At 73.7% G+C, this 19,819-nt stretch carries 19 protein-coding genes; 7 read left to right on the forward strand and 12 right to left on the reverse strand.

The window, feature by feature from the left end:
- Positions 1-60 precede the first annotated feature (60 nt).
- Both ASF50_RS07810 and ASF50_RS07815 read left to right on the forward strand, forming a co-directional pair.
- Positions 61-1,350 (forward strand): MFS transporter, encoded by a 1,290-nt coding sequence (locus tag ASF50_RS07810; RefSeq protein ID WP_235557587.1) that lies wholly within the window; start codon positions 61-63, stop codon positions 1,348-1,350.
- Positions 1,347-1,643, forward strand: coding sequence for a hypothetical protein (locus tag ASF50_RS07815; protein WP_056864310.1), 297 nt, complete (start codon positions 1,347-1,349; stop codon positions 1,641-1,643). The genes ASF50_RS07810 and ASF50_RS07815 overlap by 4 nt, the downstream gene beginning before the upstream one ends.
- Positions 1,644-1,670: 27 nt before the next feature.
- On the opposite strand, the gene ASF50_RS07820 is transcribed toward ASF50_RS07815, so the two are convergent.
- Genes ASF50_RS07820 through ASF50_RS07850 form a run of 7 tightly spaced genes read right to left on the reverse strand, consistent with a single transcriptional unit; the run spans position 1,671 to position 10,781 of the window.
- On the reverse strand, positions 1,671-2,729 hold the full coding sequence (locus tag ASF50_RS07820) for an AbrB family transcriptional regulator (protein WP_200920048.1): 1,059 nt from the start codon (positions 2,727-2,729) through the stop codon (positions 1,671-1,673).
- A 47-nt stretch (positions 2,730-2,776) separates the two neighbouring features.
- Positions 2,777-5,323 (reverse strand): OpgC domain-containing protein, encoded by a 2,547-nt coding sequence (gene opgC / locus ASF50_RS07825; protein WP_056903975.1) that lies wholly within the window; start codon positions 5,321-5,323, stop codon positions 2,777-2,779.
- Positions 5,324-5,338: 15 nt separating this feature from the next.
- Positions 5,339-6,721, reverse strand: a complete 1,383-nt coding sequence (locus ASF50_RS07830) for a hypothetical protein (RefSeq protein WP_156718147.1) — start codon at positions 6,719-6,721, stop codon at positions 5,339-5,341.
- Positions 6,706-7,170 carry an ATP-binding protein gene (locus ASF50_RS07835; protein WP_056864313.1) on the reverse strand — a complete coding sequence of 155 codons (465 nt, stop codon included), beginning with the start codon at positions 7,168-7,170 and terminating at the stop codon, positions 6,706-6,708. The genes ASF50_RS07830 and ASF50_RS07835 overlap by 16 nt, the downstream gene beginning before the upstream one ends.
- Entirely contained in the window at positions 7,163-7,498 is a 336-nt protein-coding gene (locus ASF50_RS07840) for an STAS domain-containing protein (RefSeq protein ID WP_056864314.1), read from the reverse strand. The genes ASF50_RS07835 and ASF50_RS07840 overlap by 8 nt, the downstream gene beginning before the upstream one ends.
- Positions 7,495-9,543: a glycosyltransferase gene (locus ASF50_RS07845; protein ID WP_056903977.1), complete on the reverse strand. Its 2,049-nt coding sequence runs from the start codon at positions 9,541-9,543 to the stop codon at positions 7,495-7,497. Before ASF50_RS07845 ends, ASF50_RS07840 begins: the two co-directional genes overlap by 4 nt.
- On the reverse strand, positions 9,540-10,781 hold the full coding sequence (locus ASF50_RS07850) for a PP2C family protein-serine/threonine phosphatase (RefSeq protein ID WP_056903978.1): 1,242 nt from the start codon (positions 10,779-10,781) through the stop codon (positions 9,540-9,542). Before ASF50_RS07850 ends, ASF50_RS07845 begins: the two co-directional genes overlap by 4 nt.
- Positions 10,782-11,005: 224 nt before the next feature.
- Here ASF50_RS07850 and ASF50_RS07855 point away from each other — a divergent pair, with 224 nt between their 5' ends.
- Positions 11,006-11,701 carry a response regulator transcription factor gene (locus ASF50_RS07855; RefSeq protein WP_056903979.1) on the forward strand — a complete coding sequence of 232 codons (696 nt, stop codon included), beginning with the start codon at positions 11,006-11,008 and terminating at the stop codon, positions 11,699-11,701.
- Here the strand turns inward: ASF50_RS07855 and ASF50_RS07860 are convergent.
- Complete coding sequence (locus ASF50_RS07860) at positions 11,686-12,342, reverse strand: potassium channel family protein (RefSeq protein WP_200920049.1); 657 nt, start codon at positions 12,340-12,342, stop codon at positions 11,686-11,688. The genes ASF50_RS07855 and ASF50_RS07860 overlap by 16 nt on opposite strands.
- 71 nt (positions 12,343-12,413) lie before the next feature.
- Positions 12,414-12,968, reverse strand: coding sequence for a DUF1707 domain-containing protein (locus ASF50_RS19440; RefSeq protein ID WP_056903981.1), 555 nt, complete (start codon positions 12,966-12,968; stop codon positions 12,414-12,416).
- A 100-nt stretch (positions 12,969-13,068) separates the two neighbouring features.
- Here ASF50_RS19440 and ASF50_RS07870 point away from each other — a divergent pair, with 100 nt between their 5' ends.
- The 4 genes from ASF50_RS07870 (at position 13,069) to ASF50_RS07885 (ending at position 17,282) form a co-directional block, all read left to right on the forward strand.
- On the forward strand, positions 13,069-14,106 hold the full coding sequence (locus tag ASF50_RS07870; RefSeq protein ID WP_082502866.1) for an NAD(P)/FAD-dependent oxidoreductase: 1,038 nt from the start codon (positions 13,069-13,071) through the stop codon (positions 14,104-14,106).
- Between the two features lie 81 nt (positions 14,107-14,187).
- Complete coding sequence (locus ASF50_RS07875; RefSeq protein ID WP_082502868.1) at positions 14,188-15,483, forward strand: glycosyltransferase family 4 protein; 1,296 nt, start codon at positions 14,188-14,190, stop codon at positions 15,481-15,483.
- Positions 15,470-16,195, forward strand: coding sequence for a class I SAM-dependent methyltransferase (locus ASF50_RS07880; protein ID WP_082503059.1), 726 nt, complete (start codon positions 15,470-15,472; stop codon positions 16,193-16,195). The genes ASF50_RS07875 and ASF50_RS07880 overlap by 14 nt, the downstream gene beginning before the upstream one ends.
- The gene (locus ASF50_RS07885; protein WP_056903982.1) at positions 16,188-17,282 is read left to right on the forward strand and encodes a prenyltransferase; all 1,095 of its coding nucleotides are present in this window, start codon (positions 16,188-16,190) and stop codon (positions 17,280-17,282) included. Before ASF50_RS07880 ends, ASF50_RS07885 begins: the two co-directional genes overlap by 8 nt.
- Here the strand turns inward: ASF50_RS07885 and ASF50_RS07890 are convergent.
- The 3 genes from ASF50_RS07890 to ASF50_RS07900 form a co-directional block, all read right to left on the reverse strand.
- Complete coding sequence (locus ASF50_RS07890; RefSeq protein ID WP_056903983.1) at positions 17,253-17,930, reverse strand: class I SAM-dependent methyltransferase; 678 nt, start codon at positions 17,928-17,930, stop codon at positions 17,253-17,255. The genes ASF50_RS07885 and ASF50_RS07890 overlap by 30 nt on opposite strands.
- 46 nt (positions 17,931-17,976) lie before the next feature.
- Positions 17,977-18,345 (reverse strand): response regulator, encoded by a 369-nt coding sequence (locus ASF50_RS07895; RefSeq protein WP_056864320.1) that lies wholly within the window; start codon positions 18,343-18,345, stop codon positions 17,977-17,979.
- A gap of 165 nt (positions 18,346-18,510) precedes the next feature.
- The gene (locus tag ASF50_RS07900; RefSeq protein ID WP_056903984.1) at positions 18,511-19,788 is read right to left on the reverse strand and encodes an alpha/beta hydrolase; all 1,278 of its coding nucleotides are present in this window, start codon (positions 19,786-19,788) and stop codon (positions 18,511-18,513) included.
- Positions 19,789-19,819 lie beyond the last annotated feature (31 nt).

Consider the following 19,819-nt stretch of genomic DNA (forward strand, 5'->3'; position numbering starts at 1 on the left):
GTCCGTCCGGCGCCCGACCCCTGGTGCGGCGCCGACGTCGCGCGGGAGCAGGATGGGGGAGTGAACCCGACCGTCGAGCCCACGCTCCGCGCGGCCCTCCCGGTGTGGACCGTCGGCCTGCTGATCTACCTGCTGGCGGTGTTCCACCGCTCCTCCCTGGCGGTCGCCGGCCTGGCCGCGACCGAGCGCTTCGACATCTCCGCGGCCCAGCTGGCCACCTTCACGATGCTGCAGCTGCTCGTCTACGCCGCGATGCAGGTGCCGGTCGGGCTGCTCGTCGACCGGTTCGGCTCGCGCAGCGTGCTGCTGACCGGCGCCGTCGTGCTCTCCGCGGCCCAGGCCGGCTTCGCGCTGGCCGAGACCTACCCGCTGGCGCTGCTGGCGCGCTTCTTCGTCGGTCTCGGCGACGCCATGACCTTCATCTGCGTGCTGCGCACCCTCGCGATGTGGTTCGCCCCGCGACGCATCCCGCTCATCACCCAGCTGACCGGCACCCTCGGCCAGGTCGGCGCCATCGGGGCGGCGGTGCCCATGACCTGGGCGCTCTCGACGGTGGGCTGGACGCGGGCCTACCTGTTCACGGCCTCGCTGGGCGTCATCCTGGCCCTCGTCGGCCTGGTCGTGCTGCGCGACACCCCCGACGCCCGCAACCTGCGCGGCGCCGCCCTGTCGCCGAGCGCCGTGCGCCGCAGCCTGGCCGCCTCGTGGGCCCACCCGGGCACGCGCCTGGGCTTCTGGATCCACTTCTCGACCCAGTTCAGCGCGACCACCCTGAGCCTGCTGTGGGGCTACCCGTTCTTCGTGCGCGGCGAGGGGCGCACGCCCACCGAGGCGGGCGTCCTGCTGACGCTGCTCGTCGTCGCCGTGGTCACCGGCGGGCCGGTGCTCGGCTGGCTCGTGGGTCACCACCCCTGGCACCGCTCGACCATGGCCCTCGTGGTAGTCACGGCGATCGCCGCCACCTGGACCGTCGTGCTGGCCTGGCCGGGGGAGGCGCCGTTCGGCGTGCTGGTCGTGCTGGCCCTGGTCTGCGGGGTGGGCGGTCCGGCCTCGATGATCGGCTTCGACGTGGGGCGCACCTCCAACCCCGCCGAGCGGCTGGCCAGCTCCACCGGCATCATCAACGTGGGCGGCTTCCTCGCCAGCCTGCTGCTGGTCGTGGCCATCGGTCTGGTGCTCGACTGGCGCACCCCGGGCGCGAGCACCTCCTACACCCCGGAGGCCTTCCGGTGGGCGATGGCGCTGCAGTACCTCCTGTGGGGCCTCGGGCTGGTGCAGATCACCCGCTACCGCCTCCGGGCCCGCCGCGTCATCGACCGCGAGGCCCTCCAGGCCGGGGTGCTGCCGTGAGCGAGGAGCGGGCGCCGCTGACCGACGACGGTCACCACGTGGTCATCGACGGGCGCCGCTGGCGTGCGACCGACCCGATGGTGCCCGAGGAGCGACGGGCCGAGCTCCAGCGGGTGCTCATGGCGTGGCGCCGCGACGTCAGGCGCACCCGCGGCACCGCGGAGGAGAAGCGCTCGCGCGCCGGCGTCCAGGCCGCCAAGGTCGCGCTCGGCGAGCGGGGCGAGCCGTGGTGGGAGCAGAGCGACGCCGAGCGACGTGCCCGCTGGGAGGCCGACGTGCCCACGCCCGACTGAGCGTGTGCCCCCGGCGCGAGGGCGCTGCTACCGCGACGACGGGCCGGCGTCAGGGCGCAGCCAGCGCGCCAGCAGGGGCGTGAGCAGCAGGATCACCACGAGCCGCAGCACCTGCACGGCCAGGACGTAGGTGACGTCGGCGCCGCTGTCGGCCGCTGTGGCCAGCACCGCGAAGAGCCCGCCCGGGGTGGTCGCGAGGTAGGCGGTGAGCCCGTCGACCTCCGTGGCGCGTGCCAGCACCGCGCCCATCGCGGCGGTCGAGACCACGAGACCCGCGATGAGCACCAGCACGACCGGCAGCATCCTGGCGATGGAGCGCAGGCTCTCGCGGGTGAAGCGCAGCCCGACCTGCACGCCGATCAGCAGGTAGCCCACCCACTGCACCACCACCGGTACGCCGGCAGCGCCGAGCCACCCGGTGGCGGCGAGCACCGCCGCGACCAGCATCGGCCAGAGCAGCACGCCCGTCGGCACGGGCAGCGCGCGGGCCAGGGCCAGCCCGAGCACGAGCGACACCAGCACGAAGCCGGTCTCGGTGGCCAGCGCACCACCGTCGCTGCCCGCGGCACCCGTGACGCCGGCGTCGCCGGGCCCGCCCGCCCCGCCCGCGGGGGCGAAGACGACGCTGGTGACCAGCGGCATCGCCAGCAGCACGACGAGCACCCGGAGGTACTGCACGACGGTCACCACGCGCTCGTCGGCGCCCAGGTCGCGCGCCACGGCGACGATGCCCGACGCGCCGCCGGCGATGAGGGCGAAGGCGCCGGTGACGGGGGAGACGTCGCGCCGCAGCGTCAGCAGCCGCCCGGCGCCGAGACTGAGGGCGAGGGTGCCGAGGGTGACCAGGCCGATGGGCAGCAGGTCGCGACCCGCCTGCTGGAGCGCGGCCACGCTCACCATGGCCCCGATGGTGACGCCGATGACGCCCTGCCCGACGCGGAAGGCAGCCGGCGGCACCCGCAGCTCGGTCGGGGAGGTCAGGGCGTGCGCCATGCCGCCCACCAGCGCCCCGAAGAGCACCGGCGAGGGCAGCCCGAGCGCGCCGAGCCCGAGGCTGACGGCCGCGGTGACCACGAGCACCAGCACGGCGGCCCGCGGGGCCGACCGCGGCCGTCCGGGCCCGGGGGCGGCGCTCAGCGGGGGATCACCGAGAACAGCACCTGGCGCTTGACCATGGCCCAGATGGCCAGCACCACCACGGTGTGGATCAGGGTGCCCTGCCAGAAGCCCGTGCGGTCCAGGCCGGGCACGTTGGCCACGGCCAGGGCGAAGAAGACGTGGACGATGAAGACGTAGAGGCTGGCCTGCCCCATCGGGATCCACAGCCAGCCGATGGCCTTGTCGATGGGCTTCCAGCAGGTGGTGAGCACCGCGAAGGCCACGACCACCACGAGCACCAGGTCGATGAGCCGCCCGGGCTGGAGGAAGACGCGGATGTAGAAGTTCTCCAGCAGCCAGGCGTAGCTGTCGGCGGGCAGCGGGGCCGGGGCGAGGCCGCCGTGGGCGTTGCCCCACCAGACCCAGGCCAGCACGGCGGCGTAGCCCACCACGAAGGCCGCGGTCGCGAGCTTCCCGGGCCGGGTCGTGAGCACCCGGGTGATCTGGCGCCGGTAGTAGCCCACGACCAGGCCGTGGGTGAAGGCGACCTGCCAGATGAGCAGGGGGAAGACCGCCTCGAACTGCGAGGGCAGCCAGTGCGGGTCGTCGATGGTGGCGTAGACGTAGCCCGCCCACGACACCGCGAGGACCACCCACCACATCCGGCGCCGGATCAGCCACATCAGCGCCGGCAGCAGCAGGCTGAGCACGACGAAGAGGCCCATGATGTTGAAGACCCACGGCCCCATCTCGAGCAGCAGCAGCTGACGGATCGCGTAGCCGGGCGGCGGGTAGTCGAAGAGCCGCGGGAAGTTCGCGTAGAGGTCGTAGACCTGCCCGGCGACGGCGCCGCCGTTCTCACCCGTGCCGCGGTCGGTGAAGGTGGTGATGTCGGAGGCGTCGACCAGGGGGAGGCGGCCGAGCAGGTAGACGAGGACGACGACCACCAGGGCCACGACGTACTGCTTGCGGGCGCGCTTGAGCATGACGACCGCCGTGGCGCGCTCGCCGAGCTTGCGCACGGTCGGCTCGTAGATCATGCCCAGCACGACCCCGGAGAGCAGCACGAACATCTCGGCGCCGGTGATCGCCCCGATGGCCTTGAGCGACACGAACGAGTACGGGCTGCTGAGCTCGATGTGGGTGACCACCACGGTGATGATGATCATGCCGCGCAGCAGGTCGAGCCGACGGTCGCGCGGGTCGTGCTCGTCGGGGTAGCGCCACGACGGGAGGAAGCGGCCGGCGAACCCGGCGAAGAGGAACAGCGCCGCCAGCAGCACGGCGCACAGCACGATCCAGTCCAGCTCGTTGCCCAGGTCGGTGCCGAGCACGCGACCCTGGGCGCTGGCGGTGTTGGCGGTCTCGAGGTCGAGCACGTTGGTGACCGGCCCCAGGTCGACGCCGGCGGCGCTCAGGTCCTCGCGCAGCGGGCGACCCAGGCCGTCGACCGTGGCGCGCCAGTCGACGGTGCGCCCGCCCGCCTCGTCCTCGGGGCGCTCGACCTCCAGCCAGGTGAGCGCCGCCACGAGGGGGCGCTCGGGCAGGGCGGCGAGCACCTGGCGCCACCAGTCCTGCTTGACCTCGCGGGACCCGGCGCCGCCGGCCTCGGGCACCCACAGCGCCGCGGTGTCGAGCAGCACGGGGGTGTCGCCGGGCGCGGCGAAGCGGTCGTAGAACGACTCGCGGGAGGTGTCGTCGGCGTAGCCCCACGTCTCGTCGAGACGGGCCTCGAAGGAGCCGGCGGCCGGCACCTCGTTGACCCCGTCGGGGCCGGCGGGCTCGGTCTCGGTGCCGCCGAAGGAGAACAGCGACAGCCCGACCCAGTCGACGGCGTCGTCGCCGGGGTAGTAGGGCGCGTAGGGGTCGTCGGCCTCGTCGAGGGTCCCGTCGCCGTCGGTGTCGAGCACGTCGACCTCGACCTGCCCCGAGGGGTCCACCGCGCGGGCCGACGCGCCGAAGGGGTAGCCCGCTCCGTAGGAGGGCGACCAGACCATCGCGGCGTGCTCGGTGGCCCCGTGCACGGCGTCGGCGACGGTGCGGAAGGCCTCGACGTACGCCGTCGGCTGCTGGCCCCAGGGGGTCCAGGTGCCGTTCATCTCCGGGGCGAAGCGCACGAGCACGTAGCTGTCGTAGGCGCGGTGGAGGTCGACCAGCGCGTCGGCCAGGTCGGCGGCGTCGTCGGTGCCGAGGTCGGCCAGGGCCTCGTCGGGCTCCAGGGTCAGCACCGCCACGGCGCCCTGCGTCGCCGCCTGCTCCCCGAACTGGCGCAGGTACGTCGTGTCCTCGGCCCCCAGCGGGTAGGACACCCGCTGGGAGTACAGCGACGGCGTCGCGCCGAGACGGCGGGAGTAGTCGGCCGGGAGGTCCTGGGCCCAGTCCAGCGTCGGACCGAACCACGGTGCTCCCGCAGCCGGGGCGGGCACGGGGTCGTCGTCGCGCCCGGCCGACGTGCTGGCTCCGGCGGCCCGGGGCAGGAGCAGACCCGCCAGGAGGCACGAGAGGAGGCAGACCGCCACGGCGGAGAGGACGGCGCGGAGCGCGGCGGCGGGCCGTCGCCCGCTCGGGGGGAGGGGGGTCATGGGGGTCCGATCAGGTCAGCGCAACCAGGGCGGCCGCATCCGGCGTCGGCGGATCGACAGGGCGACCATGGCCGCGGCGAGCAGGACGACGACGGCCGAGAACACCCCGAGGGCGAAGGGCGGGACGCCGCTGTCCTGGGGCCCGGCGGCCTCGTCGTCGGACTCCGACGTGGGGCTGGCCGCGGGTGAGCGGTCGTCCCCGTCGGAGTCGCCGCGGTCGGTGCGGTCGGGGTCGGTGTCGCTGGTGGTGCCCGCGACGGGACCGAGGTCGTAGCCGCTGTCGAGGAGGTCGGTGCGGAAGGCCCGGGCGATGGCGGGGTTGGCGGTGAGGCCCCACTCGACCACGTTGCCGATCTCGGGCTCGTCGCGCTCCTGCTCCAGCCAGAGCACCCCGCCGAGTCGCGGGCGCTCCTCGGTCGCGGCGAGCACCTGGCGCCACCACGGCCGCTGGATGGCCAAGGCGTCGGGGCCGTCGGCGCGGGGGTTCCACAGCGCCGACGTGGTCAGAAGGAAGGGCTGGTTGGGGGTGCCGGCGAAGCGGACGTAGAAGGTCTTGCGCCCCAGGTCGTCGCCGTAGCCGAAGCGCTCCTTGAAGCGCTCGTCGAGCTCGTCGGGCGCCGGCACCGTGTTGGCGCCGAACTGCTGGGTCACGCCGTAGCGCAGCATCGTCAGGCCCACCCAGTCCACGACGTCGTCGCCGGGGTAGTAGGGGCCGTAGGGGTCGTCGGCCTCGGTGACCCGCCCGTCGCCGTCGGTGTCGAGCACCCGACGCGCCGCGGGACTGATCGCCGGGGCGTCGGCCGAGGTCGTCGTGGAGTTGACCGCGCGGTCGAAGGGGTAGCCGGCGCCGTAGGCCGGCGCCCACACCATGGCGGCCTCGTCGGTGGCCGCGTGGACCCCGTCGGCCACGGTGGTGAAGGCGCGCACGTAGTCGCGCGGCTGCTGGCCCCAAGCGGTCCAGGAGCCGTTCATCTCCGGCGCGAAGCGCACCAGGAACGTGCTGCCGTCGGCCTCGGCCAGGTCGGCGAGCAGCCGACCGAGGCGCTCGGCGTCCTGGGCGTCGGGCTCGGTGAGGGAGGTCGGCTGGAGCGTCACCACCGCGACGGCGCCCTCGTCGGCGGCCTGGTCGGACAGGTCGGAGACGGCCTCGTCGGTGCTGTCGTTGAGGGGGTAGACGAACGAGCGCCCGAAGAGCGACACGTCGGTGCCCAGCCGGTCGACGTAGGCCTCGGCGGTGTCGGTGCGCCAGTCGAGGTCGGGTCCGAACCAGGGCGCACGCGGCTCCGGCTCGGTGGCGGCGTGGGCGGGCACGACCGACGTCGCGAGCAGTCCGCCGGCCAGGACGGCCGCGGCGCCCGCTGCGAGACGTCCCGCGAGCGCGGTCACGACAGGTCGCATCGCATGCTCCAGTGGTTGCGCCCGTCGGCGCTGTGGAACGACAGGTCCGTCAGCGAGGCCAGCGCGAGCGCCAGCCCACGACCCGACTCGGCGTCCTCGTCGGGCATCGTGACGCGGCTGAGGTCGATCGCCGCGGGCTCGCCGTTGTCGGCGAGGTCGATGAGCACCTCGGCGTCGGTCACGCCCAGGGTGATCGTGAACCGCCGGCCGTCGCCGCGCTCGTCGGCGGCGGGGCGTCCCGAGTCGACCTCGAAGGCGTGCTCGATGACGTTGGCGAGGATCTCGATCACCGCCATCTCCACACGCATCCGCTCGGCGACCGGCACCTCCTCGTGCTGCTGCCACAGGTGCTCGAGCAGCACGTGCACGAGGTCGAGCATCTCCTCGCTCGCGGGGGCCGAGAGCTCCAGCCGGTCGGGGAGGGCCTGCAGCGTCGAGGACTCAGTCATCGAAGGCCCCGTCGACGGTGTCGCGCGGACGCAGGATCTTGGTCAGGTTGGTCAGGTCGAGCACCGTCAGGACGGCCTCGGTGGGGCGCGCGATGCGCAGGTCGCCACCCTGCTGGCGGGTCGACTTGACCCCGCCGATCAGCGCGCCGAGGCCGGAGGAGTCGATGAAGCTGGTGTCGGCGAGGTCGACCACGATGCGGTGCGTGCCACCGGCGACCAGGTCGGCCAGCACGCTCTTGAGCTGGCGGGCGGCCACCATGTTGAGGCGTCCCTCGGGGCGGACGACACCGATCCCGCTGGCGGTGGTGTCGACGTGGAACTCGGTCATGCTGCTCCCTCTGCGTGGCTCTGCCCGGAGGCCCGGTCAGGCGTGTGGCTGGTCGTGGGCGTGCTGCTGGTCGTGGGCTCGGTCGGGCCGGCGGGCGCCGGCGGCGCGTCGACGGGCTCGAAGCCGCGGTAGCGCGCGGCCTTGATGATGACGGAGAAGATCGCGAGGTCGAAGGCGACCCACAGCAGGTTGAGCACCGTGCCAACACCGCCGGCCTGGCCCGCGGCGAGCCGCGCGACGCCGACGACGCTGGCCACGACGAGCGCGCCCATCGCGATCAGCTGCGGCCGCACCAGGTGCCAGGCGGGCCCGGTCGGGCTGCGCTTCTCCTTGGGGGTGACGGCGAAGTCGAGCGAGCGGCCCATCACCACGTTGCCGAAGGCGGAGGTGAAGGCGCGGATCCAGGTCGGGAAGAGGGCGAGCGAGTACTGCTGCCCGCGCCAGGTCTTGCGGCCGTTGGCGACGACGAGGAACAGCAGCTGGTTGACGACCAGGAACGGCACGAGGCGGATGAAGAAGTCCGAGCTCAGCGCCTGCACCGGCAGCACGCCGAAGACGAGGTAGATCACCGGGGCCGCAAGGTAGATGATCGCGGCGAAGCCCGACAGGTAGCTCCACATGGTGGAGAAGTACATGAGCCGCTGGCCCCACGTCAGGCGCCGCTGGCTGAGCGGGTTCTCCCGCATCATCACCTGCATGGTGCCCTGGGCCCAGCGCAGCCGCTGGGTCAGCATCGTCTCGAGGTCCTCCGGGGCGAGGCCGAAGGCGAGGTTCTCGTCGTGGTATGCCGACTTCCAGCCCAGGCCGTGCATCCGCATGCAGGTGGCCATGTCCTCGGTGACCGAGATCGTCGCCATGGGCATCACCGCCTGCGCCTCGCCGTGACGGTCCACGTTGACGGAGTCGACGAGGGCCTGCACCGAGTCGATCGCGCCCAGCGGGGACCAGTCGCGGTGCGACATGCGCTCGAGCACGCTCTGCGGGTCGACGAGGCTGCCGTCGCCCTCGCCGGACTGCTCCTCCAGGGCGGCGATGGCCTCGAGGTCTGCGGCCATCACCTCGAGGTCGGAGGCCACGAGCCGACGGCGGACCTCCTCGACCGTGCGCTGGAAGTCGTAGGTGACGTCGAACATCGCCTCGCCGCGCCCCAGCCGCTCCCGGGCGTCCTTGACCGCCTGCTCGACCTCGCCGAGGGCGTCGCGCACGAGGGTCTCCTCGCGCGGGGTCTGGCGGCGTGCCTTCTTGATGACCGACTCGCCGTAGTACAGGTTGCGCCACACCTTGAGCGCCATCTCGTCGGCGTAGCGCACGACGCCGATCTGCATGAGGGCGTCGCGGCGCAGCACGGCGTTGGAGCCGCAGAAGAAGGCGGCGTTCCAGCCGTCCTTGCCGGCCTGGATCGGGCCGTAGAACAGCGGCGCCTGGCTGCCGAGCGGGTCGTCGTCGGGCACGTTGACGAAGAACTGGTTGGTCTGGACCAGCCCCATCTTCTCGTCGCGGAAGTAGCCCAGGGTGCGGTCGAGGACCTGCGGCTCCGGCACCTGGTCGGCGTCGAGGATGAGGAGGAACTCGCCCTCGGTCTGCTCGAGGGCGTTGTTGAGGTTGCCCGCCTTGGCGTGCCGGGGCATGTCGACCCAGTCCTGCGAGCGGGTGATCCAGCCGACGCCGGCGGCCTCGGCCGCCGCGCGCATCTCCGGGCGGTTGCCGTCGTCGAGGATCCAGGTCTCGTGGGGGTAGCGGATGTCCAGCGCGGCCCGGGCGGTGGCCATGACGAGGTCGATGGGCTCGTTGTAGGTCGTGATGAGGACGTCGACCGTCAGACCCTCCTCGGGCAGCGGGGGCTCGCCGCGCTCCTTGAGCCGCCACATGCCGAGCCCGAACAGCAGCGAGTCGACCAGGCTGTAGGTCTCCGCGACGACGAGCGGCACGGCCAGCCACCAGGCGTCCCAGTTCACCGAGAACAGCCACCGCCACACGACGTAGTTCAGGCCGAGGATGGCCGTCACCAGGACGATGGACCGGATCAGCAGCAGCCGGCGGGTCATGGGCTGTCCTCCTGCGAGGGCGAGAGGGGGGCGGGGGAGGGGGCGTAGTAGACGGCGACCGCGGTCACGTCGTCGAGGGGGGTGCGCTCGCGCGCCAGCAGGGCGATCCCGGCGAGCAGCGAGTTGACGTCGTCGTGGGCGGCGACGAGGGCGCCGATCGGCTCCCACCAGCGCACCTGCTCGTCGACGAGGTCGAGCAGGCCGTCGCTGAACATCAGCACGCGGTCGCCGGGCTCGAGCTGCACGTCGAGCTCGCCCCAGTGGTCGTCGGGCAGGACGCCGATCGGCGCGTCGGAGCCGCCGAGGCGCACGACCTCGCCGTCGGGCCGCACCACCAGGCACAGCCCGCTGCCGGCGTCGACGTAGCGCAGGTAGCCGTCGTCGAGGTCGATGGCGGCCTCGAAGAGCGTCACGAAGGACTCCGTGCGCTCCAGGTCGGCCATCAGGCTGCGCGCGACCTGGGTGACGGTGACGCCGAGGTCGACGCCCGCGACGACGGCGGAGTGGGTGCCGCGCAGGGCGGAGCGGACCCCGGCCCCCACCAGCGCGGCTCCCGTGCCCTTGCCCATGACGTCGCCCAGACCGAGGTGGGCCACGCCCTGGGCGATGCCGTAGTCGTAGAAGTCGCCGCCGACGGCCAGGGAGGGCAGGCACATCCCGTTGATGGTCCAGGAGTCGGAGCTGAGGGCGCGCGCGGGCAGCATCGAGGACTGCACCCAGGTCGCCTGGGTCATCTCGGTGGAGGCCACGAGCTCCTGCTGGGCCCAGGCGGCCATGTCGTCGAAGGCGGTCAGCCGCTCCGCGTCGAGGCGGCGCGGGCGGGTGTCGTAGATGGCGAACGTGCCCACGACGTTGCCGGCCGGGTCGAGGATCGGCTGGGCGGCGTAGAACCGGATCCCGAGGTCGGTGACCGCCGGGAGGTGGGCGAAGCGCTCGTCGAGGGAGGCGTCCTCGACGATCAGCAGCGCGCCGCCGGCGTGGGTCTCGTCGCACAGGCAGTCGACGCGGGGCAGCTCGCGGCCGGGCAGGCCGTACATGCCGGGGAAGAGGGCACGGTCGCCGTCGAGCACGGTGACGCTGGACATCGGCACGTCGAAGACCAGGTGGGCCAGTCGGGCGATGCGGTCGAAGCGCTCCTCGGGGCGGTCGAGCTGGAGCCCGAGCGACTCCACGGCCCGCTGCCGACGGTCCTCCTGGGCCGCGCCGAGCGCGTGCGGCATCGCGGTGGTGCTCCCCATGTGTGTCGAACCCTTTCAGGGCTGTGTCCCGAATGCGCCAACTCTGTCACGTCACAGGCGCCTCGCGTGTCACAACCTAGGAAGTCGTCGGCCGCTCCCGCATCCCCCGTTCGGCCACCGGGCCGCCCCTCGCGCCGCGGGCGCCGACCCGGTGCACGGGTGCGGCGACGCGGCTCCGGGCGACGCGATAGCGTGGCACCGACGTCGAGTCGAGGGGGTCGAGCGTGTCGAAGGGTCAGCGCGTCGTGGTCGTCGAGGACGACCCCGACATCAGCGCCACGCTGGTGATGGTGCTCGAGCGCACCGGGCTCGAGGTCCACGCCACCGACCGCGGCGAGCGGGCCGTGGAGCTGGTGCGCGAGCTGTCGCCCGACCTGGTGACCCTCGACCTCACCCTGCCCGACATGGACGGCACCGAGGTGTGTCGCCGGCTGCGGGAGTTCAGCGACGCCTTCATCATGATGATCACCGGTCGCAGCGACGAGATCGACCGGCTCATCGGGCTCGAGGTCGGCGCCGACGACTACATGGCCAAGCCCTTCTCGGCCCAGGAGGTCCGGGCCCGGGTGGCGGCGCTCCTGCGTCGGGCGCGCTCGGCGGTCGAGGCGCCCCCGCTCAGCATGGACGCCGGCGGCGGCCTCACCTTGCTGCCCAGCGCCCACACCGCCACCCTCGACGGCGCCCCCCTGCCCTTCACCCCGGCGGAGGTCGACCTGATGGCGGCGTTCGCGAGCCGGCCGGGGGAGACCTGGACGCGTGGTGAGCTCGTGCGCACCGTGTGGCAGGGCGAGTTCATCGAGTCCGACTTCCTCGTCGACGTCCACGTCGGCAACCTGCGGCGCAAGCTGCGCCGCGCCGGCAGCAAGCGCAGCTGGATCCGCACCGTCGACGGCTCGGGCTACGTCTACGACCCGTCCTGACGGGCGCCGCGGTTGACGGTGAGCCCCACCAGGCGCGCCACCACCAGCGCGACGTAGAGCACGCCGGCCAGCATCTCGATCATCACGAACGAGCGCGCGTGGGGCAGCACGGGCACGACGTCGGAGAGGCCGACGCTGGTGAGGGTCGAGAACGACAGGTAGAGCAGCTCGAACCACGCGCGGTCCTGCGCCGGGCCCGTGCCGACGAACGACCCCGGCCACACCACCTGGAGGGCCGCGTAGACGTAGGCGAAGCCCCACGCCACGACCGTGAAGGCCGCGCCGGTGGCGAAGAGCTCGTCGCGGGTCACCCGGTCGTCGTGGAAGAGGTAGCGGATCATGCTGTAGGAGACGTAGAAGTAGAACGGCGCGTGCAGCAGGGCCGAGACGAGCACCACCCAGGCGGTGTCGGGCGTGGCCGCCTCGAGCACCGTGAACACCATCGCCGGGGCGCCCACCACCAGGGCGATCCAGTTCAGCGCCGGGGTGCGGCGCACGGCCCACAGCGCCAGGCCGACGACGGCGATCTGCACCACGCCGATGAGCGCGCGTCCCACGACGCTGCCGTCGAGGAACGGGTAGGCCAGGATCGCCACGAGCTGGGCGCCGAGGAGCACCCCCGACGGCTGGTCGCCGAGCACGGGCCGGAGCCGGTGTCGGTCGTCGGGGTCCACCTCGCCGCCCGGGCCCGGCCGTGTCACTCGCTCCCGGCTCACGGGATGTGGGCCTGCTTCCGCTCGAGCTTGCGGGTCACCGAGGCGACCGTCTCCTCGCGGGTCAGCAGGACCCGCGCGTAGTTGACGAACGTCGCCGCCATCACGATGGCCGGCCACGGGAAGGCGGGGTCGAAGCCCGGGCCGCCGAGACCGAGCGAGGCCCACACCACCCAGCAGACCAGGGTCGGGCCGAGGAAGCCCAGCAGCGCCTGGCGGCGCTCCGCGTCGTAGGCCGCCACGGCCCGCGCGTGGATCTGGGCCGGGGTGAGTGCGCCGGGGCGCCCGGCGGGGACGCCCGGCCGCGCGACCTCCAGGACGGGCCGCTGCGGCAGGAGGTCGGCGAGGAGCGGGGGCACCTCACCGAGCGTGCGGAGCCCGGAGGCCCTCGCGGAGCGCTCCTCGAGGTCGGCCGGGTCGAGACGCCCGTCGGCGTAGGCCTCCGCGAGCACGTCCTGCACGACCGAGCGGTCGCGGTCGGAGGCGCGCAGGGCCGCGTGCTCGGGCAGGCGCGGGTCGTGGGCGAACGACGACCAGACCCCGGGGACATCCACGCGCGTCATCCTAGGCCCGCCCGACCGGGGAGCCGGCCGATCCGTGCGGCCCGGCGCGAGGTCGCTGGCGCGGCACGACGAACGGGAGGACCATCGGACCGTGACCTCGACCGACGGGACCGCCGCGACCCCAGGGGCCGTCGTGACCTGCGACCTGGTCGTCGTCGGGGCCGGCCCGACGGGCCTCTTCGCCACTTACTACGCAGGCTTCCGCGGGCTCCGGGTGGCTCTCGTCGACTCCCTGCCCGAGCTCGGCGGCCAGGTCACCGCGATGTACCCCGAGAAGCTCATCCTCGACGTGGCGGGCTTCCCCGCCGTGCGCGGACGCGACCTGGTGAGCGCCCTGGTCGAGCAGGCGGCCGGCGCCGACGCCGTGCACCTGCTCGGGCGCACGGCCTCGACCCTGGTGCACGGCGAGGACGAGGTGGTGGTCGGGCTCGACGACGGCACGCAGGTGCACGCCGGCGCCGTGCTGGTGACGGCGGGGATCGGGCGCTTCGCCCCGCGCCCCCTCGCGGCGGGTGAGGGCTGGCTGGGGCGTGGGCTGGAGTTCTTCGTGCCGACCAGCGAGCCCTACGCCGGGCGCGACGTGGTGGTCGTCGGCGGCGGTGACAGCGCGCTCGACTGGGTGCTGCACCTGGAGCCCGTGGCCCGGTCGGTCACCCTCGTGCACCGGCGTACGGCGTTCCGCGCCCACCAGCGCACCGTGGCGCAGGTGCGGGCCTCCTCGGCGCGCGTGCTGACCGACGCCGAGGTCGTCGCGCTGCGACCGGTGGCGGGGGAGGCCGGCCGGCCGCTGGCCGAGGTCGACGTCGCGCGCGGCGAGGCCCGGGCCGGGACGCGCGAGGTGCTGACGCTGCCGTGCCAGGCGGTGGTGGCGGCGCTCGGCTTCGTCGCCGACCTCGGTCCGCTCCAGGGCTGGGGACTGGACGTCGAGCGGCGCCACGTGGTGGTCGACGCGGCCATGCGCACGTCGCTGCCGCGTGTCTTCGCCGCCGGCGACGTGGCCGAGCACCCCGGTAAGGTCCGGCTGATCGCCACCGGCTTCGGGGAGGCGGCGACCGCGGTCAACAACGCGGCGGTGGTGATCGACCCGGCCGCCTCGACCTTCCCCGGCCACTCCAGCGCCCTCGGCTGAGGGGCGGCCGCGGGTCCGTCTAGGCTACCGGTGCGTAGCCCGCCGGGCCGCGCGTCGTCGTCGAGAAGGGTCGGGACACGAATGCGGGTGGCCTTGCTGTCCTACCGCTCCAAGCCGCACTGCGGGGGCCAGGGCATCTACGTCCGTCACCTCTCGCGCGAGCTGGTGGCCCTGGGGCACACCGTCGAGGTCTTCTCGGGCCAGCCCTACCCCGAGCTCGACCCGGGCGTGGCGCTGACGAAGGTGCCGAGCCTCGACCTCTACCGCGAGCCCGACCCCTTCCGCGTGCCCCACCTGCGCGAGTTCCGCGACCGTGTCGACGTGGAGGAGTTCGCCACGATGTGCGCCGCGGGCTTCCCCGAGCCCAAGACCTTCAGCACGCGGGTGGCGCGGCTGCTGCGCGAGCGAGCCGACGAGTTCGACATCGCCCACGACAACCAGGTGCTGGGCTACGGCATGCTCGACGTCGAGCAGGTCATGCCGCTCATCACCACGCTGCACCACCCGATCACCTTCGACCGCCGCATCGACCTCGAGGGCGCCACGCACCCGTGGCGCAAGGTGACGCTGCGCCGCTGGTACGGCTTCCTGCGGATGCAGGGTCGTGTGGCCCGCAGCGCCCGCCGGATCCTCACGCCCTCGGAGACCTCGCGGCGCGACATCGCCACCGACTTCGGCGTCGACCCCGCCCGCATGCAGACCATCCTGCTCGGCGTCGACGACGTCTTCGTGCCGCCGACCGAGCCGCGCGTGCCGGGCCGGATCCTGGCCATGGCCAGCGCCGACGCCCCGATGAAGGGCATCGCCACGCTGCTGGAGGCCTTCGCCAAGCTCCGCACCGAGCGCGACCTCGAGCTGGTGCTCGTGACGCGTCCTCAGCCGGGGGGCCGCACCGAGCAGCTCATCGACCGGCTCGCGATCGGTGACGCGGTCTCCTTCGTCCACGGCGTCTCCGACGAGGAGCTGGTGCGGCTCATGGGCTCCGCCGAGCTCGCGTGCGTGCCCTCGCTCTACGAGGGCTTCTCGCTGCCGACCGCCGAGCTCATGGCGTGCGCGACGCCCCTGGTCGTCTCGCGGGCCGGCGCCATCCCCGAGGTCGTGGGACCCGACGGCGAGTGCGCCGACCTGGTCGCCCCCGGCGACGTCGGGGAGCTCGAGGCCGCCCTGGCCGCGCTGCTCGACGACCCCGAGCGCCGCTCGAGGATGGGCGCCGCCGGGCGCCGACGGGTCGAGGAGATGTTCAGCTGGCGGGCGGTCGCGGCCACGGTGGCCGAGGCCTACGACGAGGTCGTCGCCGCCTGGAGGGCCGAGGGGCCCATGCCGTCCACCGGCCGCAAGGGCCGCCGCAGCAGGAGGAACGCACGTGCTGACCGTTGACTTCGACCGCCTGGGCCTGCGCCCCGGCGACCGCGTGCTCGACATGGGCTGCGGCGCCGGGCGCCACGCCTTCGAGATGTACCGCCGCGGCGGCGACGTGGTCGCCTTCGACCAGGACGCCGACGAGCTGGCCGGGGTGCGCGAGCTCTTCGTGGCCATGCGCGAGGCCGGCGAGGTGCCCGAGGGCGCCGAGGCCGACGTCAAGGAGGGCGACGCCCTGCAGCTGCCCTTCGCCGACGGGGAGTTCGACCGCGTCGTCGCGGCCGAGGTGCTCGAGCACATCCCGGCCGACATCCAGGCCATCGAGGAGCTCGTGCGCGTGCTGCGGCCCGGCGGCACCCTGGCGGTCTCGGTGCCGCGGTGGTTCCCCGAGATCGTCAACTGGAAGCTCTCCGACGACTACCACAACGTCCCGGGCGGCCACATCCGCATCTACTCCGACAAGGAGCTGATCGGCAAGCTCGACAACGCCGGGCTGGCCTTCGAGGGCAAGGACTACGCCCACGGCCTGCACTCGCCCTACTGGTGGATCAAGTGCGCCGTGGGCGTGCGCAACGACGACCACCCCCTCGCCAGGGCCTACCACCGGCTGCTGGTGTGGGAGATCATGAAGCAGCCGCGCGCGCTGCGCGTGGCCGGCCGGGTGCTCGACCCGCTCATCGGCAAGAGCATGGTGCTCTACTTCCGCAAGCCGTCGGCGGCGCATGTCTGAGCGGCTGCCGCACGTCGAGGGCGTGCTCAGCCCGGGCCAGGTGGCGCAGACCGCGGCCAGCATCGCGCGGATGCAGGAGCCCGACGGGGCGATCCCGTGGACGACCGGCGAGCACGTCGACGTGTGGAACCACGTGGAGGCCGCGATGGCGCTGCTCGTCGGCGGCGAGGTCGAGGCCGCCGAGGCGGCGTACGACTGGGTGCCGCGCTGGCAGCGCACCGACGGGTCCTGGCCGATGAAGATCGTCGCCGGGCAGGTCGAGGACGACCGTGGCGAGGTCAACATGAGCGCCTACCTCGCGGTGGGCCTGTGGCACCACTGGCTCGTGCGGCACGACGCGGCGTACGTCGCGACGCTGTGGCCGGCCGTGCGCGCGGGGCTCGACTGGGTGGTGGCCCAGCAGCTGCCCTTCGGCGGGCTCAACTGGACCCCCGACGACCAGGGGGCGCTGCTGGCCGGGTCGTCGAGCGTCTACCAGTCGCTGCGGGCCGGCGTCGCGCTCGCCGAGCTGCTCGACGACCCGCAGCCGGAGTGGGAGCTGGCCGGCGGCCGGCTCGGTCACGCCGTGCGCCACCACCGCGACCTGTTCCTGGACAAGTCCACCTTCTCCATGGACTGGTACTACCCCGTCCTCGGCGGTGCCGTGCGCGGGCCGGCCGCCTCGGCGCTGCTCGCCTCGCGCTGGGACGACTTCGTCGTGCCCGGGCTGGGCATCCGCTGCGTCGACACCAACCCGTGGGTCACGGGCGCCGAGACGTGCGAGCTCGTGCTCGCCCTCGACGCGGTCGGCGACCACCGGGGCGCGCTGCGGCTGCTGGGCGACGTGCAGCACCTGCGTCACGAGGACGGCAGCTACTGGACCGGCTGGGTGTTCGGCGACGACGTCCACTGGCCCGGTGAGCAGACCACCTACACCGCGGCCGCCGTGCTGCTCGCCGTCGATGCGCTGGGGGAGACCTACGGGCACGCCACCCCGGGCTCGGGGATCATGCGCGGCACGTCGCTGGCCCCGCACTTCGCCGAGATCGCGCTGGAGTGCGGGTGCCCGTCGCCCGACTCAGCCGACCGGCTCTCCCGCCCGTCCTGAGTCGCGCCGCAGCACCCGCATCGAGCCGACGGTCTCCACCTCGCTGAAGGCACCGCCCGCCAGCGCCCGCTGGACGACGTGCCAAGGCGCCTGGCCGCCGTCGGCGGGGTCGGGGAAGACGTCGTGCACCACCAGGAGCCCGCCGGCCTCGACCCACGGCGCCCAGCCGCTGTAGTCGTTCTGGGCGTGCTCCTCGGCGTGACCGCCGTCGATGAAGACCAGCGACAGCGGGGTGCGCCAGTGGCGCGCGACCGTGGTGCTGGCCCCGACCACCGCGACCACGAGGTCCTCGAGCTCGGAGCGCTCCAGGGTGCGCCGGAAGACCGGCAGCGTGTCCATGCGACCGGTCTCGGCGTCGACCAGGCTCGCGTCGTGGTGCTCCCAGCCGGCCTGGTTCTCCTCCGAGCCGCGGTGGTGGTCCACCGTGAAGACCACCGCCTGCGGCCCACCGACCTCCCGGGCCGCGGCGGCGAGGTGGATCGCCGACTTGCCGCAGTAGGTGCCGACCTCGAGCACCGGCCCGTGGGGCAGGCGCTCGAGGGCGCGACGGTGGAGCAGCAGCCCCTCGTCGAGCGGCATGAAGCCCTTCGCCGCCCGGGCGTGGTGCTGCCAGTCGGCTCCGGTCGGGTCCTGCGCGGTGGTGGGCACCGCTGGAGGCTAGCGCCGCGCCGGTGGGGCCGCGGAGCCGGTGGGCTCACACCGCGGCGAGCATGTCCTCGACGCGGCGGCTGAGGTCGCCGATGCTGAAGGGCTTGGTGACGTAGGCGTCCGCGCCGGCGGCGAGGCCGGCGGCGATGTCGTCGCGCGAGGAGCGGGCCGAGACCATGAGGATCTGCGGCGAGCCCGCCGAGGGCTGCGCCTTGAGCAGCCGGGCCAGCTCCAGTCCGTTCATGCCGGGCATGCTGACGTCCATCACGACCAGGTCGAAGGAGCCGGCGCTGACCTCGACCATGGCGTTCCACGACTCCGGCACGCTCTCGACCTCGTGGCCGTTCATCTCGAGCACCGTCGACAGCAGCTCGCGCACGTCGCTCTCGTCCTCGACCACCAACACCTTGGCCATGCCGGCCCTCCCTCGTCCAGACGTTTCACGGCGGAAGACCGCCCCCCTGCCACGAGCATGACACCGGTCGCCTGACTCGTCACGTCGAAGTGTCGAGCCACCCGTGAAGAGGTCGTGAAGACGCCTGGTCAGACGGGTGCCCGTCGATCGGTGACGTGTCACGGGTCACGCGGGTCGGGAGCCCTCCCCGCCCGCCGCCACGGCCGGTGCCAGCGCCCTGCGGTGGCGGGCCCAGTGCCAGTGCAGGAAGCGGTCCACCGCGCGCACGACGGCCACCGAGCGCACCGAGGGCAGGACGTCGAAGGCGTGCTGGGCCCCCGGCAGCTCGGCGTAGACGACCGAGCGGCGCGAGGTCCGGCGCAGCGCCTCGACGAAGAGCCGGGCCTGGTCGACCTGCACCAGGCTGTCGAGGCGTCCGTGCACGACGAAGAAGTCGGGGGCCTCGGGCCCGATCCGCAGCAGCGGGGACCCGGCCTCGAAGGGCTCGGGGTCCTCGCGCCAGCGCCGGCGCAGGATCCGGGGCCCGAGGAAGCGGTCGCGCATCTGCACGGCGCTGCGCAGGCCGGTGGCCCCGGCCAGGTCGTAGACGCCGTAGTGCGGCACCGCGACCTGCACGGAGGTGTCGGCGTCCTCGAAGCCGGGCTGCCAGGCGGGGTCGCCGGGCGTCAGGGCCGCGAGCGCGGCGAGGTGGCCGCCGGCCGAGCCCCCCGTGATCGCGACGTACGACGGGTCGCCGCCGTAAGCCGCGACGTGCTCGTGGACCCACGCCAGCACCTTCTTCACGTCGACGATCTGCGCCGGGAACGGGTGCTGCGGGGCCAGCCGGTAGTTGGGGGCGACGCAGACCCAGCCGCGGGCGGCGAGGTGCTGCATCAGCGGGATGCCCTGGGTGTCCTTGGCGCCCAGCGTCCAGCCGCCGCCGTGGACCTGCACCAGCACGGGTGCGCCGCCCTCGGGCAGGCCGGCGGGGCGCTCGACGGCGGTGTAGACGTCGAGCAGGCCGCGCCGGCCCAGGGTGTCGTCGTAGGCGATGTCGCGCTCCACGTGCACCCCGGGCTCGCGCACGCGGAAGGGGTTGAGCAGCCGCCGCCACGGCACGCGCACGTCGCGGGGCACCTCGGTGTCGATCTCGTCGAGGTAGTCGACGCCGAGGGCGTCGACCAGGGCGCGGTCGGCCACCCCACGCGCCTGGGCGCTCGTGCGCAGCATCCAGGCCAGGCCGGCGGCGTTGGCGAGGGCCAGCAGCGCGCCGGTGCGGCTCAGCCCGCGCCGACGGGCGTGACGGGCGGTGTCGGCGACCGTGGCCGCGAGCAGGTGCGGGGCGAGCTCGCTGGTGCCCCAGCCGGCCAGGAAGACCGGCACGGCCGTCCTGAAGCCCGGCACCGGGCGCAGCGCGTTGGCGACGAGCGCCGCGGTCAGGAGCTGGCGGAGCCGGAAGAGCATGGCCCCGATGTTAACGATCGGTAACCGCACG

The organism is Nocardioides sp. Leaf307 (assembly GCF_001423135.1).
In the GTDB taxonomy this organism is placed as follows: Bacteria; Actinomycetota; Actinomycetes; order Propionibacteriales; family Nocardioidaceae; genus Nocardioides; species Nocardioides kribbensis.

Bases quoted from the DNA above. Each gene is read 5' to 3' on its own strand.
- opgC (WP_056903975.1), bottom strand. From the start codon at position 5,323: ATGACCCCCCTCCCCCCGAGCGGGCGACGGCCCGCCGCCGCGCTCCGC.
- ASF50_RS07830 (WP_156718147.1), bottom strand. From the start codon at position 6,721: ATGCGACCTGTCGTGACCGCGCTCGCGGGACGTCTCGCAGCGGGCGCC.
- ASF50_RS07835 (WP_056864313.1), bottom strand. From the start codon at position 7,170: ATGACTGAGTCCTCGACGCTGCAGGCCCTCCCCGACCGGCTGGAGCTC.
- ASF50_RS07840 (WP_056864314.1), bottom strand. From the start codon at position 7,498: ATGACCGAGTTCCACGTCGACACCACCGCCAGCGGGATCGGTGTCGTC.
- ASF50_RS07845 (WP_056903977.1), bottom strand. From the start codon at position 9,543: ATGACCCGCCGGCTGCTGCTGATCCGGTCCATCGTCCTGGTGACGGCC.
- ASF50_RS07850 (WP_056903978.1), bottom strand. From the start codon at position 10,781: ATGGGGAGCACCACCGCGATGCCGCACGCGCTCGGCGCGGCCCAGGAG.
- ASF50_RS07875 (WP_082502868.1), top strand. From the start codon at position 14,188: ATGCGGGTGGCCTTGCTGTCCTACCGCTCCAAGCCGCACTGCGGGGGC.
- ASF50_RS07885 (WP_056903982.1), top strand. From the start codon at position 16,188: ATGTCTGAGCGGCTGCCGCACGTCGAGGGCGTGCTCAGCCCGGGCCAG.
- ASF50_RS07895 (WP_056864320.1), bottom strand. From the start codon at position 18,345: ATGGCCAAGGTGTTGGTGGTCGAGGACGAGAGCGACGTGCGCGAGCTG.
- ASF50_RS07900 (WP_056903984.1), bottom strand. From the start codon at position 19,788: ATGCTCTTCCGGCTCCGCCAGCTCCTGACCGCGGCGCTCGTCGCCAAC.